The organism is Flavobacterium sp. GNP010 (assembly GCF_056428945.1).
In genome coordinates this window covers 1-15,413 of the sequence record NZ_JBWJVK010000044.1, presented here as the reverse complement: position 1 = coordinate 15,413, position 15,413 = coordinate 1, and the positions used below count along the sequence as shown (strand labels likewise).

The 15,413-nt window shown below is 33.8% G+C and carries 19 protein-coding genes; 12 read left to right on the top strand and 7 right to left on the bottom strand.

What is annotated here, in order from left to right:
• Positions 1–65: 65 nt before the first annotated feature.
• A complete protein-coding gene (locus AC061C_RS13890; RefSeq protein ID WP_478291660.1) occupies positions 66–392 on the bottom strand; it encodes an immunity protein Imm33 domain-containing protein in 327 nt (108 codons plus the stop codon).
• 27 nt (positions 393–419) lie between these two features.
• Entirely contained in the window at positions 420–800 is a 381-nt protein-coding gene (locus AC061C_RS13885; RefSeq protein WP_478291659.1) for a hypothetical protein, read from the bottom strand.
• A gap of 196 nt (positions 801–996) precedes the next feature.
• On the opposite strand from AC061C_RS13885, the gene AC061C_RS13880 reads away from it, so the two are divergent.
• Entirely contained in the window at positions 997–1,254 is a 258-nt protein-coding gene (locus tag AC061C_RS13880; protein WP_478291658.1) for a hypothetical protein, read from the top strand.
• 181 nt (positions 1,255–1,435) lie between these two features.
• Here AC061C_RS13880 and AC061C_RS13875 read toward each other — a convergent pair whose 3' ends face one another.
• The 3 genes from AC061C_RS13875 to xerA form a co-directional block, all read right to left on the bottom strand.
• A complete protein-coding gene (locus tag AC061C_RS13875; RefSeq protein WP_478291657.1) occupies positions 1,436–1,855 on the bottom strand; it encodes a hypothetical protein in 420 nt (139 codons plus the stop codon).
• A 229-nt stretch (positions 1,856–2,084) separates the two neighbouring features.
• On the bottom strand, positions 2,085–2,618 hold the full coding sequence (locus AC061C_RS13870) for a hypothetical protein (protein ID WP_478291656.1): 534 nt from the start codon (positions 2,616–2,618) through the stop codon (positions 2,085–2,087).
• Positions 2,619–2,656: 38 nt separating this feature from the next.
• Positions 2,657–3,700, bottom strand: a complete 1,044-nt coding sequence (xerA, locus tag AC061C_RS13865; RefSeq protein WP_478291655.1) for a site-specific tyrosine recombinase/integron integrase — start codon at positions 3,698–3,700, stop codon at positions 2,657–2,659.
• A gap of 371 nt (positions 3,701–4,071) precedes the next feature.
• Between xerA and tgt the strand changes: the two genes are divergently transcribed.
• From tgt to AC061C_RS13820, 9 genes are all read left to right on the top strand, one after another.
• Positions 4,072–5,202: a tRNA guanosine(34) transglycosylase Tgt gene (gene tgt, locus AC061C_RS13860; RefSeq protein ID WP_417945947.1), complete on the top strand. Its 1,131-nt coding sequence runs from the start codon at positions 4,072–4,074 to the stop codon at positions 5,200–5,202.
• A gap of 181 nt (positions 5,203–5,383) precedes the next feature.
• Positions 5,384–6,472, top strand: coding sequence for an LptF/LptG family permease (locus tag AC061C_RS13855; RefSeq protein WP_478291654.1), 1,089 nt, complete (start codon positions 5,384–5,386; stop codon positions 6,470–6,472).
• Positions 6,459–7,346 (top strand): DMT family transporter, encoded by an 888-nt coding sequence (locus AC061C_RS13850; protein WP_478291653.1) that lies wholly within the window; start codon positions 6,459–6,461, stop codon positions 7,344–7,346. Before AC061C_RS13855 ends, AC061C_RS13850 begins: the two co-directional genes overlap by 14 nt.
• 115 nt (positions 7,347–7,461) lie before the next feature.
• Positions 7,462–8,415 (top strand): acetyl-CoA carboxylase carboxyltransferase subunit alpha, encoded by a 954-nt coding sequence (locus tag AC061C_RS13845; protein WP_478291652.1) that lies wholly within the window; start codon positions 7,462–7,464, stop codon positions 8,413–8,415.
• A 140-nt stretch (positions 8,416–8,555) separates the two neighbouring features.
• Positions 8,556–10,100: a replicative DNA helicase gene (gene dnaB, locus AC061C_RS13840; RefSeq protein ID WP_478291651.1), complete on the top strand. Its 1,545-nt coding sequence runs from the start codon at positions 8,556–8,558 to the stop codon at positions 10,098–10,100.
• Between the two features lie 181 nt (positions 10,101–10,281).
• The gene (locus AC061C_RS13835) at positions 10,282–10,662 is read left to right on the top strand and encodes a hypothetical protein (protein ID WP_478291650.1); all 381 of its coding nucleotides are present in this window, start codon (positions 10,282–10,284) and stop codon (positions 10,660–10,662) included.
• Between the two features lie 5 nt (positions 10,663–10,667).
• Positions 10,668–11,300, top strand: coding sequence for a hypothetical protein (locus tag AC061C_RS13830; RefSeq protein WP_478291649.1), 633 nt, complete (start codon positions 10,668–10,670; stop codon positions 11,298–11,300).
• Between the two features lie 3 nt (positions 11,301–11,303).
• Complete coding sequence (locus AC061C_RS13825; RefSeq protein WP_478291648.1) at positions 11,304–12,095, top strand: sensor histidine kinase; 792 nt, start codon at positions 11,304–11,306, stop codon at positions 12,093–12,095.
• Between the two features lies 1 nt (position 12,096).
• Positions 12,097–12,765, top strand: coding sequence for a response regulator transcription factor (locus AC061C_RS13820; RefSeq protein WP_478291647.1), 669 nt, complete (start codon positions 12,097–12,099; stop codon positions 12,763–12,765).
• 96 nt (positions 12,766–12,861) lie between these two features.
• Here AC061C_RS13820 and AC061C_RS13815 read toward each other — a convergent pair whose 3' ends face one another.
• Together AC061C_RS13815 and AC061C_RS13810 are read right to left on the bottom strand one after the other, a co-directional pair.
• The gene (locus AC061C_RS13815; protein WP_478291646.1) at positions 12,862–13,485 is read right to left on the bottom strand and encodes a DUF547 domain-containing protein; all 624 of its coding nucleotides are present in this window, start codon (positions 13,483–13,485) and stop codon (positions 12,862–12,864) included.
• A gap of 39 nt (positions 13,486–13,524) precedes the next feature.
• Complete coding sequence (locus AC061C_RS13810; RefSeq protein WP_417945927.1) at positions 13,525–13,665, bottom strand: hypothetical protein; 141 nt, start codon at positions 13,663–13,665, stop codon at positions 13,525–13,527.
• 165 nt (positions 13,666–13,830) lie between these two features.
• On the opposite strand from AC061C_RS13810, the gene AC061C_RS13805 reads away from it, so the two are divergent.
• On the top strand, positions 13,831–15,090 hold the full coding sequence (locus AC061C_RS13805; protein WP_478291645.1) for an asparagine synthetase B: 1,260 nt from the start codon (positions 13,831–13,833) through the stop codon (positions 15,088–15,090).
• Between the two features lie 33 nt (positions 15,091–15,123).
• Positions 15,124–15,413, top strand: a 290-nt coding sequence (locus AC061C_RS13800; RefSeq protein ID WP_478291644.1) for a glutaminase, incomplete at its 3' end; no start/stop codon positions are given.

Here is a 15,413-nt window from a genome sequence, read left to right as displayed (position 1 = left end):
TCAACACAGGTTTCATTGTTCGGCTTGCAGCCGCAACGAAACCTTATCTGTTGTGCGTTGTTTTTTTATTTTGTTTTAAAAATTTCCCATTTTTCAGTTCTGTTTTTTCTTTTTGCATAACATCCCAGCGGTAAGTCTGCAATTTCTAAAACAGTTTTGTCTCTTTTAATAATATTGCCTATTGATACTAATAATGCAACTTTTGTGAAATCTTCGAATTTATCATCACTAAAAAACTGCCAAGAACCATCTTCCAATTCGTGAGTAACGTATGTGATATCTCTATTTTCTTCGATAACATATTTAGTTGTAAATACGGCTGTATTCAATGGATCTTTAAATTCTTTTTTCGTTTGAGCATTCGATTTTCCGAATCTTAAAAATGATAGCATAATAATTATATTTAAAAGTTGTTTCATTTATTCAGTTGATAATATATTTTTCAAATATTGTCTGAAATTTCCGTAACCATTTTCTTCAGGTTTTTCAAGATTCAGCATTTTGTCAATTCCGCTATCATAAATTTGCCAATTTTCTTCTTTTGCAATTCTTATTAATTCAAACAATCCATTTTCGCCGTAAACACTCAACATTTTATTACTAACCAATTCTTCATCGTTAAAAAATTCAACCGAGAAATCTTTTCCAATAATTTCGTTATGATTTTCGGATTTCTTTATGTTTACAAATTTTGATTTCAATACTTTGTCAAAATCAATTGGTTTTAGTAAATCTTCGTTTAGATTTTCTAATGAAACTAAATTTTGTACTGAACTAAATAATACAATTTCCCAACTCATATTTCTATTTTATTTTAGGTTTTCTGTCGCTCGAAAATAACGCACAACGGAAAAGCTACACGATGTTCAGGATAAAGTACACCTGAATTATTGATTAAAGACCAGTACTTACAGACACAAACAATTATTAAATTAAACCTAAAGCCTGAATATTGTGTAGCGTAGGTTATCACTTCGGCTTTTTATTCACAACGATATGGACAAAAATATAAAAGAATTGAAAAAGCTATTTGAAGCAAGAAAAAAAGCCACGTTAAAAGCTAAATCATCTGGTTTTGCCTTAGATAGAAAAATTAATGAAATGTTTGGTTTTAATTATTCAGAAACTGATAACGATGAAATGATTGATACTTTAGATTATGGACACAATGCAATTGATTTTAAACACTTTTTTGACTTAATGAATTATTATAAAGACGAGCGAGTTTTTGGTAGTTCTGACGAAGCTGAGTGATAACGTCCCCGCGCTACACGCAGTTTGGGACTAAATTAAGCCCATTATTCGGATTTGCCAAATCTGCCAAATACAAAACCAATTTCAAATTAAGCCAAATTCCCAAATTGCTTGTAGCGTGTGTTGGCGGTTCGGTTTTATTCTATTTAATAAATTTTCGATTCTATACTTTTGCTTGTTTTTATCTGAACCAACTAATTACTGCAAAAATTCCCGCGATAAAAACTATTATTCCAATTCCAATTATTGTTAAGCAACCATATTCGAAAACTTTATCTTTCCATTTCTTTTTATATGGTTTGTCATTGATGTCAATTCTGTTATCTGCTTTTGGTTCAATATACGCAAGCCAAATATCGCTAGTAATCCATTTTTCTTTCGGGTCAAATGTTAATATGTTTTTGTCTGAATTTTGGATAATTTCATCAGCATTTCGAGATGCTTTCAACAGTTCGTTCGCAAACAATTCTAGCCCGTATTTATTTGCTTTAATAAATAATTCATCTCCTGCATCTACGTAGTGAATTCCAAAAAATGCTTTTTCTTTAGAATTTTCACTTTCAATTTTTTCGATGATTTTATTTAATTCTTCTTTTTCCAAAACTACTATCTTCTTTTTTGTATTTAGTTCTCTACGGTAAACTGACCGCCAACGTTCCCGCGCTAAAAGCAGTTTGGACTAAATTAAGCCCATTATTCGGATTTGCCAAATCTTCCAAATACAAACTAATTTTTCCATTAAGCCTAATACCCAAATTGCTTGTAGCGTGTGTTGGCGGTTCGGTTTTATTCTATTTAATAAATTTTCGATTCTATACTTTTGCTTGTTTTTATCTGAACCAACTAATTACTGCAAAAATTCCCGCGATAAAAACTATTATTCCAATTCCAATTATTGTTAAGCAACCATATTCGAAAACTTTATCTTTCCATTTCTTTTTATATGGTTTGTCATTGATGTCAATTCTGTTATCTGCTTTTGGTTCAATATACGCAAGCCAAATATCGCTAGTAATCCATTTTTCTTTCGGGTCAAATGTTAATATGTTTTTGTCTGAATTTTGGATAATTTCATCAGCATTTCGAGATGCTTTCAACAGTTCGTTCGCAAACAATTCTAGCCCGTATTTATTTGCTTTAATAAATAATTCATCTCCTGCATCTACGTAGTGAATTCCAAAAAATGCTTTTTCTTTAGAATTTTCACTTTCAATTTTTTCGATGATTTTATTTAATTCTTCTTTTTCCAAAACTACTATCTTCTTTTTGTATTTAGTTCTCTGCGGTAAACTGACCGCCAACTTGTATATATGTCTGACAAAATCAGACCTATCACCCCAATATTGGGTGGCTTTGTCTGACAAGAGTCAGTTTTATTTATTTTCAAATGTAGTATATTTTTTTATAAATCATCAAACGGACTTTTAATTTGTTGCAAACTTTTCGTACTTACGTGGGTGTAAATTTCGGTAGTTTTACTGCTATTATGACCCAATAATTCTTGTATGTAGCGCAAATCGGTACCGCTTTCCAGCAAATGAGTAGCAAAACTATGACGCAACCAATGCAAACTAACGGGTTTTGTAATGCTTGCTTTTTGTAATGCTTGCTTAAGGACACTTTGTAAACTTTTTTCGGAATACCTTTCTCCAGGAGTTACCCCTTCAAAAAGCCAAATTTTAGGTCTATAGCCTATGTAATATTCTCGGAGCATCTCTAAAAATTTTGGAGATAAGGGAGTAATTCTGTCCTTTTTACCCTTGCTTTGGCGGATAATTATAATTCCTCTTTTAGAATCAATATCAGCAGGTTTTAAATTTAGGAGTTCGCTTCTACGCAAACCACAACTATAAATTAAGGAAAGCATTGTTTTATGCTTGAGGTTGTTGTGGGCATTCAAGATTAGTTTTACCTCTTCTTTGCTTAGCACATTGGGTAATACTTTGGCGCGTTTGGGTCGGTGTATCTTGTCAATGTCAATTTTGGTATCTAATACTATTTTAAAAAAGAGTTTGATGGCATTTACAATTTGGTTTTGATAGGATTCAGATAATTTTTTGTCAAGGATGTAGTTGTTATTGAACAGGATTACATCATTGTTGTCTATTTCGGGGATGCTTTTTTCTGGAAAAAAGAGTAAAAATGTTTTTAAGGCCTCAGAGTACGTGGCTATGGTGTTCGGACTATAGCGTTTGGATTGCAACCATTGTTTGAATTTTTCTAAATAGTGAATCGCGTCAAGAGAAAGTTGCTCTACGTGTTGTGGTTGCAGTTCAAACTGGATTCTGTTTTCGATAGTGTCGGGTATGTGCCACAGTTTTTTTTGTTGGCTCCATCTAGCGCCCCTTATTTGCTTGACTTGTTGAATGAGTTCTTGGTTTTTTTCAAAATAGAGTGCAATTCTATTTTCGTCTCTATGTTTTAAGGGTGCTGCTTTCCAGTTCATTGTGCCTCTTTTTTGGTGTTTAAAGATACATTTATTTTAAGATTTTTACTCCATTTTGCGCCTTGAATTGTTACATCTTTTTTTTGTGTAAGGGATGATCCCGAGACTTCGGGAGGTATCCTTGTAGTGGAACGGAAAGATAAAGCCGAAAGCCCGACCCGAAGTTTTTACGTAGGGGTACACCCAAGAGGGAATTGAAGTTGTTTTGAGGGAATGAAGTGCAGAAAAATATTTTTTGATGTGGGTTTCAAATTAACCTATCTTTGCCAGCCGAACAATCGGGAGATATACGTTGCATAATTTTTTTGGCGCTGTGTTATTGTAGTGATAGGATAGGGTTTTTAAGAAAGATGTAGATAATACAATACAAAATGAAGTTTGATTTATTAAAAAAAGATCCGTTATCTAAGGCTAGAGCGGGAACTATTACCACCGATCACGGGGTAATTGAAACGCCAATATTTATGCCAGTAGGTACTGTTGCCTCTGTAAAAGGGGTGCATCAGCGGGAATTGAAAGAGGATATAAATCCTGATATTATTTTAGGAAATACGTATCACTTGTACTTACGTCCGCAGACTGAAATTCTAGAAAAAGCGGGTGGTTTGCACAAGTTTATGAACTGGGACAGAAATATATTGACAGATTCTGGCGGATACCAAGTGTATTCCTTGAGTGCCAATAGAAAAATTAAGGAAGAAGGGGTAAAGTTTAAATCGCATATTGATGGTTCGTACCATTTTTTTACGCCTGAGAATGTGATGGAGATACAACGTACCATAGGTGCCGATATTATCATGGCATTTGATGAATGCACGCCCTATCCTTGCGATTACAACTATGCGAAGCGCTCTATGAAAATGACGCACCGTTGGTTGGATCGCTGCATTAATCACCTAGACACGCTACCGTTTAAGTACGGGTACGAGCAAACTTTTTTCCCTATTGTACAAGGAAGTACCTATAAAGATTTACGGGCACAATCAGCAGAATATATTGCCAATTCCAACCAACAAGGAAATGCCATAGGCGGCTTATCTGTAGGGGAACCTGCAGAGGAAATGTATGCCATGACTGAGGTGGTGTGTGAAATTTTACCCGAAGACAAACCAAGGTATTTGATGGGTGTAGGAACGCCTATTAACATTCTTGAAAACATAGCTTTGGGTATTGATATGTTTGATTGTGTGATGCCTACTCGTAACGCCCGCAACGGAATGTTGTTTACCGCTAACGGAACCATCAATATTAAAAATAAAAAGTGGGAAGCTGATTTTTCTCCTGTAGATGAGATGGGAATCACTTGGGTAGATACTGAATATACTAAAGCGTATTTGCGCCATCTTTTTGCTGCCAATGAATACCTGGGAAAACAAATTGCTACGATACACAATCTTGGTTTTTATATGTGGTTGGTTCGTGAAGCCAGAAAACATATCTTAGCAGGTGATTTTAAGCCTTGGAAAGAAATGATGGTGAAAAATATGAATCAACGTTTGTAAGTGAAAAGTAAGTAGTGAATAGCAAAAATGATAAATTGAATATAGCCATTTTGTTGCTCGTACTCTAAATAATTACTTCAGCCTATTCTAAGTTGCTAAAGACTTTTTACTAAGAACCACTCACTAGGGACTATTTACTAAGTACTATTCACTAAGGACTACTAACTAATCACGAGAAAAAATGCTAACAATAATAGACAAATACATCCTTAAAAGATATTTAGCCACATTTGCGGTGATGCTGTTGTTGTTTATCCCCATCGGAATTGTAGTTGATGTATCGGAGAAGATCAATAAAATGCTGGAGAATAAAATCCCGTTTTTAGATATTGCGTTGTACTACTATAACTTTACGATTTATTTTGCGAATTCTCTTTTTCCGATATTTTTATTTTTATCGGTAATTTGGTTTACTTCAAAATTAGCCAATGATACTGAGATTATCGCTATTTTGAGTTCTGGGATTTCATTTACGCGTTTTTTACGTCCGTATATTATTGGTGCTTCTATAGTTTCTGTTTTTGTACTGTTGATGGGTTTCTTTGTGGTTCCAAAAGCCAGTGAAGGCTTCAATAATTTTAGGTACACGTACTTAAAAGGAGGCGGTAAAGAGGCGATGCTTGGCGACAATACCGATGTGTACCGACAAATTAGCGATGACGAGTTTATTTATGTAAATAGTTTTAATGCCGAATCTAAAACGGCTTTTAATTTTTCATTAGAAAAGTTTAAAAATCAGAAATTAGTACATAAAATTACTGCTTCCAGAATAAAATACGATCCCAAGAAACGTAAATATATCTTATACGATTATACGAAAAGAACGGTAGGTGAAACCAATGATGTTATTGTAAAACTCCCAGAAAAAGAGGTTGTTTTTAATTTTGATTTAGAAGATTTAGCACCAGTGGTTTACATTGCTGAAACGTTGAGTTTAGGAAAATTAAACGCCTTTATAAAAAAAGAAAAAGCAAGAGGTTCCTCTACTATAAATGTATATTTGGTGGTGCTGTATAAAAAATACAGCGTGCCGGTCTCAGCATTTATTCTTACTATTATTGCCGTTGCCGTTTCTGCTATGAAGCGACGAGGCGGTATGGGAACCAATTTAGCAATAGGGATTGCATTGGCTTTTGCCTTTGTATTTTTTGATAAAATCTTTGGGGTATTGGCAGAGAAATCCAGTATTCCGCCCATGTTAGCCGTTTGGTTACCCAATATAGCCTTTGGAATTTTAGCCCTTTATCTACTACGAAATGCAAAACGATAATTTAAAAAGTTATTTAAACCTCCATCTGATTGTTTTTATTTGGGGTTTTACGGCCATTTTAGGCGCTTTAATCACCATTACAGCAGATGCCTTGGTTTGGTATCGCATGTTTTTTGCCGCTGTCTTTTTAGCGTTGTTTTTGGTGTTTAAGAAAAAATCGTTTCGAATTCCCTTAAAGTCGTTCCTTAAATTGATTTTCGTCGGTTTATTGATTGCGTTACACTGGATCTTTTTTTTTAAAGCGATTCATGTGTCTAATGTGTCTATAACACTATCGGTTTTTTCATTGGGTGCCTTTTTTGCATCTATTTTAGAGCCACTCTTTTATGGGCGAAAGGTTTTGTGGTACGAAGTCTTTTTTGGCCTTGTAATTATTGCCGGATTAGCACTGATTATGAAAGTCGAAATCAACTACCTTGACGGAATGTTGTACGCTTTAGCTTCGATCATATTAGGGGTTTTGTTTACGCTCATGAACGGTAAACTTATTGCAGTTCACAATCCCTCGGTAATCTCTTTTTATGAATTCCTGGCAGGTGTCACCTTTATAACCATTTACTTTTTGTTTCAAGGGAAATTCACGACAGAATTTTTTGTTTTGACTGCAAATAATTGGACTTTAATATTGATTCTGGCTTCTGTTTGTACGGCCTATGCTTTTACGGCTTCGGTCAAAGTGATGCAAAAACTAACGCCATATACAGTCATGTTAACGACCAACTTAGAACCTGTTTACGGCATTATTCTGGCTTATTTTATCCTTGGCGGAAAAGAGAAAATGAGTTTTGAATTTTACATTGGAGCACTAATAATTGTAATTACAGTAATCCTGAACGGTGCGATTAAACACTACCAAAAGGGCAAAACGGTTTAAGAAATTCTTGCTTTATTGAAGCAAACTTTTATACATAAATAGATTATTTACCTTTTTGAACGATTTAAAATTTTATATTTGCCGTTCGAAATAAAAACAAAAACGCAAAAATCCTATGGAATATTTAGATTTTGAGCTTCCAATAAAAGAACTAGAAGAGCAGTTAGACAAATGTCTTATTATTGGTCAAGAATCGGATGTTGATGTAACGAATACTTGCAAACAAATCAACAAAAAGTTAGAAGAGACTAAAAGACAAATTTATAGAAACTTGACCGCTTGGCAACGGGTACAACTTTCCCGTCATCCTAATAGACCTTACACTTTAGAACACATTACAAATCTTACAAAAGGGACTTTCTTAGAACTTTTTGGTGATAGAAATTTTAAAGATGACAAAGCCATGATTGGTGGTTTAGGTCAAATAGATGGACAATCATTCATGATTGTAGGTCAACAAAAAGGAATCAATACTAAGATGCGTCAGTACAGAAATTTCGGTATGGCAAATCCAGAAGGCTATAGAAAAGCGTTGCGTTTAATGAAAATGGCAGAGAAATTTGGCATTCCGGTTTTGACGTTGATTGATACTCCCGGAGCTTATCCCGGTTTAGAAGCCGAGGAGCGTGGGCAAGGAGAAGCTATTGCCAGAAACATATTTGAAATGATTCGTTTAAAAGTGCCTATCATCACCGTAATTGTTGGCGAAGGAGCTTCTGGAGGTGCATTAGGAATAGGTGTAGGCGATAAAGTATACATGATGGAAAACACTTGGTATTCTGTTATTTCTCCAGAGTCATGTTCTTCTATTTTATGGAAAAGCTGGGAATACAAAGAACAAGCTGCCGAAGCTTTAAAATTGACATCAGCTGACATGAAAAAACAAAAATTAGTCGATGATATTATACCAGAGCCTTTGGGTGGAGCACACTACGATAGAGCCACTACTTTTAAAACAGTAGAACAATATATCATGAAAGGTTTTAATGAATTGAAAGACTTATCAACAGCTGAATTAATCGCTCAAAGAATGGAGAAATACAGTAAAATGGGTGAGTATAAGGAGTAAAAGCTTACAAAATTATCTTTAATCCGAAGCCTTGCCGTTTCGGATTTTTTTTTGGTTATAAACAAAAAATAGTTATTTATAAACAATTATTTGTAACAACTCGATCTCAATATTTTTTTAATTTTTGCTACTTTCGCTCTATGGAAAACTTCAGAAATATAAACCCCGTAAAGGTGGATAAAACAACAATTATAAGTTTAGAAAAGGGGAAATTACCTCCTCAGGTTCTCGATTTAGAAGAGGCGGTGCTGGGTGCCATGATGATTGATAAAAAAGGGGTAGATGATGTCATTGATATTTTACAACCTGATGCTTTTTACAAAGACGCACACAAACATATTTTTGAAGCTATTGTTCAGCTTTTTACCGAGACACAACCCATTGACTTATTAACTGTTTCGGCCCAATTAAAGAAAAACGCAAAATTAGATCTGGCCGGTGGGGATTTTTATCTTATTCAACTTACGCAAAAGATTTCTTCTTCGGCGCATATTGAATTTCACTCCAGAATTATTTTACAGAAATTTATTCAGCGTAGTTTGATTCGGATATCATCAGAAATTATCGAAGATTCCTATGATGAAACTACCGATGTTTTTGATTTATTAGACAGAGCTGAGTCTAAACTTTACGAAGTTACGCAGGGAAACATAAAACGTAGTTCAGAAACGGCGCAGAGTTTAGTACTGCAAGCCAAAAAAAGAATCGAGGAAATTGCCGGTCAAGAAGGATTAAGTGGTGTAGCAACAGGTTTTGATAAATTAGATAAGATAACTTCGGGTTGGCAACCAAGTGATTTAATTATTATTGCAGCAAGGCCAGCGATGGGTAAAACCGCATTTGTATTATCGATGGCTCGAAATATGGCAATCGATTTTGGAATGCCAGTAGCCTTATTTTCGTTGGAGATGGCATCAGTTCAGCTGATCACCCGTTTGATTTCCTCAGAAACCGGACTCTCATCAGAGAAGTTGCGTACCGGTAAATTAGAAAAACACGAGTGGGAACAATTGAGTACCAAAGTGAAGAATTTAGAGAAAGCACCGTTGTTTATAGATGACACCCCTTCTTTGTCTATTTTCGATTTACGGGCCAAGGCAAGACGTTTGGTTTCGCAACACGGAATCCGAATTATCATTGTCGATTATTTGCAATTGATGACCGCTGGAGGAAACGGAAAAGGGGGCGGAAATAGAGAGCAGGAGATTTCTACTATTTCCCGAAATTTAAAAGCATTAGCTAAGGAATTGAATGTTCCTGTTATTGCCCTTTCACAATTATCGCGTGCCGTAGAAACCCGTGGTTCTAGTAAAAGACCTTTATTATCGGATTTACGTGAATCTGGGGCGATTGAGCAAGATGCCGATATTGTTTCGTTTTTATACCGTCCAGAATATTATAAAATTGACGAATGGGATGATGATGAAGCTTCACCAACAGCAGGACAAGCCGAAATCATGATTGCAAAACACCGTAATGGTAGTATAGAAAACGTTCGATTAAAGTTCATTGGACACCTCGGGAAGTTTGATAATCTGGAAGATTTTAGTGGAGGTTATGATGATTTACCATCAAGTATGAATCAAGAGGACAATCCTTTTATTACAAAAAATTTACCATCAGCAAATGATGCTTTCGGGAGTAATTTGAATGATTTTGATGATGACAGTGATGTTCCTTTTTAATAGTCTGTTGTAATTGTATAATATGCCCTCAATGAATATTTTGTGGGCATTTTTTATTAAAAGTATCAGTATATTTTTAATAAATTATAATGTTCTTTTTGTAAAAAAAATTGAATAAATTAGCTTCGCTTATTTAGTACAGTAAGTTCTATAAAACTAACCTTAAAACACACACACAATTATGGACAACGAAAATTTCCCTGGGTCAATTGAAATTTCATTGCAAACTGCCGAAAAATGGACCAAAGCGTTTCAAAACAATATTGAAATTGAGGATTCAAAAAAGAAAGTTAATGCTTTTTTAATTCCAAGAGAAAGCCTTGAAGCAGTATTAGCTCTTAAAACAGAAGCTGTGCGTGCCTATATGGGTATAAATGATAATAATGAAGAAACACTCTTGTTTGTAGGAGCAAACAAAGATGAAACAGGGATTTACAGAGACGTTTTTGGAACTTCGGAAACTGAAAAAGAGCCTAACGTAGATGAAGATATTAGTATTGTGTATGATGCTTCTAGACCTTGTCCGCCGCATGGTGACCCAAATAGTCCATTGCAAAATTAATAGCAATGGATTTGATCTTAGCCTACGGAGGATATTTTTTATTACTACTAAATTTTATTTTATATTGGAGAGGTTTTTCTAAACATGGGAAAACCTTTCAATATCTTGTTTATTATCTTACGATTTTAGTGGTTGTACAGCTAATCATGGAGATTTTAGTATTACAAAGTGAAAATAACTTATATCTAGTTCATGCTTATTTTATTGGGCAGTTTTTGTGTTTGGGTTTTTTTTACAAATTATTGATGAAGACGAAGCCTCAAGTTATCGTGATACATTATAGTATGATTGTGGGTTCTTTGTTGTTATTGCTGGATTATTGGTTCCATCCAGAGCTATTTTTTAAGTTTAATTTATTTGAAATTGCACTTACATCTTTACTTGTAGTTTTATTTGCCATAATGCATTTGTACAACATGCTTTTAGAGGATAAAGAATATTATTATTTAACTATTGGAATAATTATATATTTACTAGCAAGTACAGTTCTGTTTTTTGTAGGAAACATAACAACTGGACTAAGTGATGAATTTAAATTATTAACTTGGAATGTAAATTCATTTTTCGTTATTGTTTATCAGTTGTTTATACTTTTCGAATGGAAAAGAAGTTTTTACAATAAAGCAATTAAAAACTAAATTATGTTGAAAAATCTAGCGGATGAGAAAGAAATAGTAGAGATTATTTTTTATATCTCTGGTTTTTTTATTGTCGTTGCGGTGACTTTAATTATATTTTTCTATTATTCAAGAAAGAGAATTATTCAAAAGGAATTAGAAAAGAAAGACTTAGAAATTCAGTATCAAAAGGAACTTTTAAGTGCTGTAATCATTACGCAAGAAGAGGAACGCAAACGTATTGCACAAGATTTACATGACGATATTAGTTCTAAGCTAAACATAGTTTCTTTAAACAGTTACTTGCTTACGGCACCTAACTTAACCGAAAATGAAACCCTTGGAATTACAAAAACGATTATTGAGCTCACGAGCAAAGCACTTGATAGTTCAAGGAAAATTGCTCACGGGCTGCTGCCTCCCGTTTTAGAAAAATTTGGACTTCATGCCGGAATTGAAGAATTGTGTTTAGAATTCAGCAGTTCTAAAGTGGTTGAGGTACAGTATGAAAATAAAACGAACTTTGACATTACTGATAACGATAGGCACTTGCATGTATTTAGAATTTTGCAGGAATTAATGAACAATTCGTTGCGTCATGGAAAAGCATCTCATATTTCGATTGTTATCGAGGACATACAAGAAATGAAAAGGTGTACCTACAAGGATAACGGAATTGGTTTTGATACCATAACTATCGATAATCAAAAAGGTTTAGGAATGAAAAATATAGAAAGCAGAGTCGCTTTTTTAAAAGGAGAAATGATCCTAGAGAGTGCAGTAAATAAAGGAATTTCAGTAGTTTTTAACTTTTAAAATGAGAGACGCTATCAAAATAATATTAGTTGATGATGAAGTCCTTTTTAGAAAAGGAATTTCCTTCTTGTTGGGACGCGAAGCTAATATTGATATTATTTTTGAAGCCTCAAATGGGGAGGATTTGATTTTTTATTTACAACACAACACCAATAATCATCCAGATATTATTATCATGGATTTAAAAATGCCTGTAATAAATGGTGTTGAGGCTACCAAGATTATTAGAAAGGAATTTCCAGAGCTGAAAATCATTGCACTTACTAGTTATGATTCTAAATCTTTTGTGGCCAATATGATAGATGTTGGAGCAGTTTCCTACTTGATAAAAAATGCTACCCCACAAGAATTACTCACTACAATAAATGAAGTAGCTTCAAAGGGTTTTTATTACACAGATTATGTAATGAAAATTATTCAAGACGATGTTTTGACAACTAAAAAAACTAAAAGTAATTTCGATTCTAACTTTCTTAGTCCACGTGAGATAGAAGTACTTAAACTAATCTGTCTTCAAAAAAGTACGGCAGAAATTGCGGATCAACTTTTTATTAGTCCCAGAACAGTCGAGGGACATCGCAACAATTTACTCTTAAAAACCGAATCTAGGAATATAGCTGGCTTGGTAGTTTATGCTGTTCAGAATTCACTTTTGCTATTGAATGATTAATGAGTTGAATTCATTGTTCAATAATTTTGGGAAAGTTTGTTGCTTTAGCTAGTTGCAGTTTTGGGCTCAATAGTAGTCTTTAATTCTTATTTTGTACTATACTAAGTCTACACCTGAAGTTGTTTTCACTATTTTTTTTACGGAATCTTTGCCTCTAAAATTTTTCAAATACGATACTAAAAAAGCCGAATGTTTACTTGTCTTTAATTCAGTATCATATTCAGTATCATTACGTATAAAATCGTTAGAAATTATAGTAAGTTGTTCCTCTATCAGGTCACAATCGAAATACTCAATGTTTTCTGCTGTCAAATTAGTATGTCTTAAAGCAAAACAAATTCTGTTATCGACTGTACTAACTGCTAGATTTTTTATAAAATCCGAATAAAAAGGATTGGCGATATGACCAAAACCAATTTTAAACTTACCTTTTCTCAGGATGCCGTGTTCAATATCATTTAAGGAAAGTACTGAGCCCGCAATTTTGATTCTTTTAAGATCAAAAATTTTAGTATTTTGATTGAGATCATTGGAGATGATGAGGTGGAAAGCATTGTAAACATTGATCCAAAATGCTTTTTTTAAATCATCAGTGTCTAAGCTTTTATCAAGTTTTACGGGATCAATATAGAAAAATTGTCTTCTCAATGAATCTGTATCTATTTCTAAATTAGCCAAATAAAAAATCTCTTCTGCTAAAGTGTTGTAGTAGTTTTTCACAATAATTAGGTACTGTATTTGGGGATTTAAAAAGAGTTTTTATTTAAAAATAAAATGATAACACAAATAATAAAAGGTAACAATTAGCGCTATTAAGACCGCTATTGCTGCTTTTTTTACAAGATCCATTACACTCGCTTTTCTATTTTTTTCTGGATGATTTAATACTAAATTTTTCATGGTAGTAGATTAAGTTTATGTGTCAAATTTATAGATAGAAAATGGTTTGGCTATACGTAGTTTTACGTGTTTTTATTATAAACTATTCTAGAGGAAATATTTAATGAAAGATTAAAGCATTTAAATGACTTACTTTCTATCTTTGAGGTATAAAATCTTAAATCGATGTATAAAGCATTTCTCTATACGTTTCTTCTCTTGTTAACGATAACAGTAAAAGCTTCTTTTATTTTGTTACCAATGGATGAAACAAGCCAAAAAAACCATCTCAAAGCATACGGAATAACGTATTGGTGTTTAAATAAAAATTACAAAGCCAGTTGGTTGTTGAACTATCGTGGGGGGTCTTTTCTATTGCCTGATGCGGATGAAATTCGCAAAGAATGTCAAATTCGTGGTGTGAGTTTTGAAGTAATTTCAGATAGTGATGAAGTTGCGATTTTAAATGAAATAGCGAGTCCTTCTCAAAATATGGAATCTGTGATACTTGAAAAAGCACCTAAAATTGCGGTTTATACACCAAAAGGCAAACAACCTTGGGATGATGCAGTTACTCTGGTGTTAACGTATGCCGAAATTCCTTTCACACCTATTTATGATGAAGAAGTTTTAAGTGATCAATTGTTGCTTTATGATTGGTTGCACTTGCATCATGAAGATTTTTCAGGGCAATACGGTAAATTTTATGCAGCTTATAAAAATGCGCCGTGGTACATTGAACAAAAAAAAGATGCTGAAGCATTAGCAACCAAACTTGGTTTTACGAAAGTCGCGGTAGAGAAAGGTGCTGTAGCCAAAAAAATAAGGGATTTTGTCATAGGCGGTGGCTTTATGTTTGCGATGTGTTCAGCAACGGACAGTTTTGATATTGCACTCGCAGCTGATGGTGTTGATATTTGTGAAACCATGTTTGATGGAGATCCTAGTGAAGGCAACTACCAGTCTAAAATGAATTACAGTAATTCATTTGCATTCAAGGATTATATATTAGAAAGAAGACCAGAACAATATGAATTTTCAGATATTGATATGACTCCTAAGCGCCGAATTCCTGTAGATAAGGATTATTTTACACTGATGGAATTTTCTGCAAAATGGGATCCAATTCCAAGCATGCTTTGTCAAAATCACACACAATTAGTCAAAGGATTTATGGGACAAACGACCGCTTTTGATAGCGCATTAGTGAAGTCTAATATTTTAGTAATGGGAACTTGTGAGTTGAATGGTGAAGTCCGATATTTAAATGGACAAAGAGGGAAAGGGATGTTTACTTTTTATGGCGGTCATGATCCAGAGGATTTTCAGCATCAAGTAGGCGATCCTCCTACGGTTTTGGATCTGCATCCCAATTCTCCTGGCTATCGCTTGATTTTAAATAATGTGTTGTTTCCGGCAGCAAAGAAAAAAAAGTTGAAAACTTAATTTCTCCATTTTAAATATATCAAAGTCTGTTACATGAATTATAAAGTCATTTTACAAGAAATATATAACGAATCTAAAAAACGCCCATCACAAGGGAAGGTAACTTTTTCTATTCCTGAATTAGCTAAAGTAAATCCAGATAAATTTGGGATTCATTTGACAACAATTGATGAAGAAGACTATGGGGTAGGGGATAGTAATGAAAAATTTTCTATTCAAAGTATTTCTAAAGCTTTGACAGTCGCATTGGCATTTTCTTTTTTGGATGAGAAAATATGGAAGCGAGTGGGAGTAGAACCTTCAGGAAGTGCTTTTAATTCTTT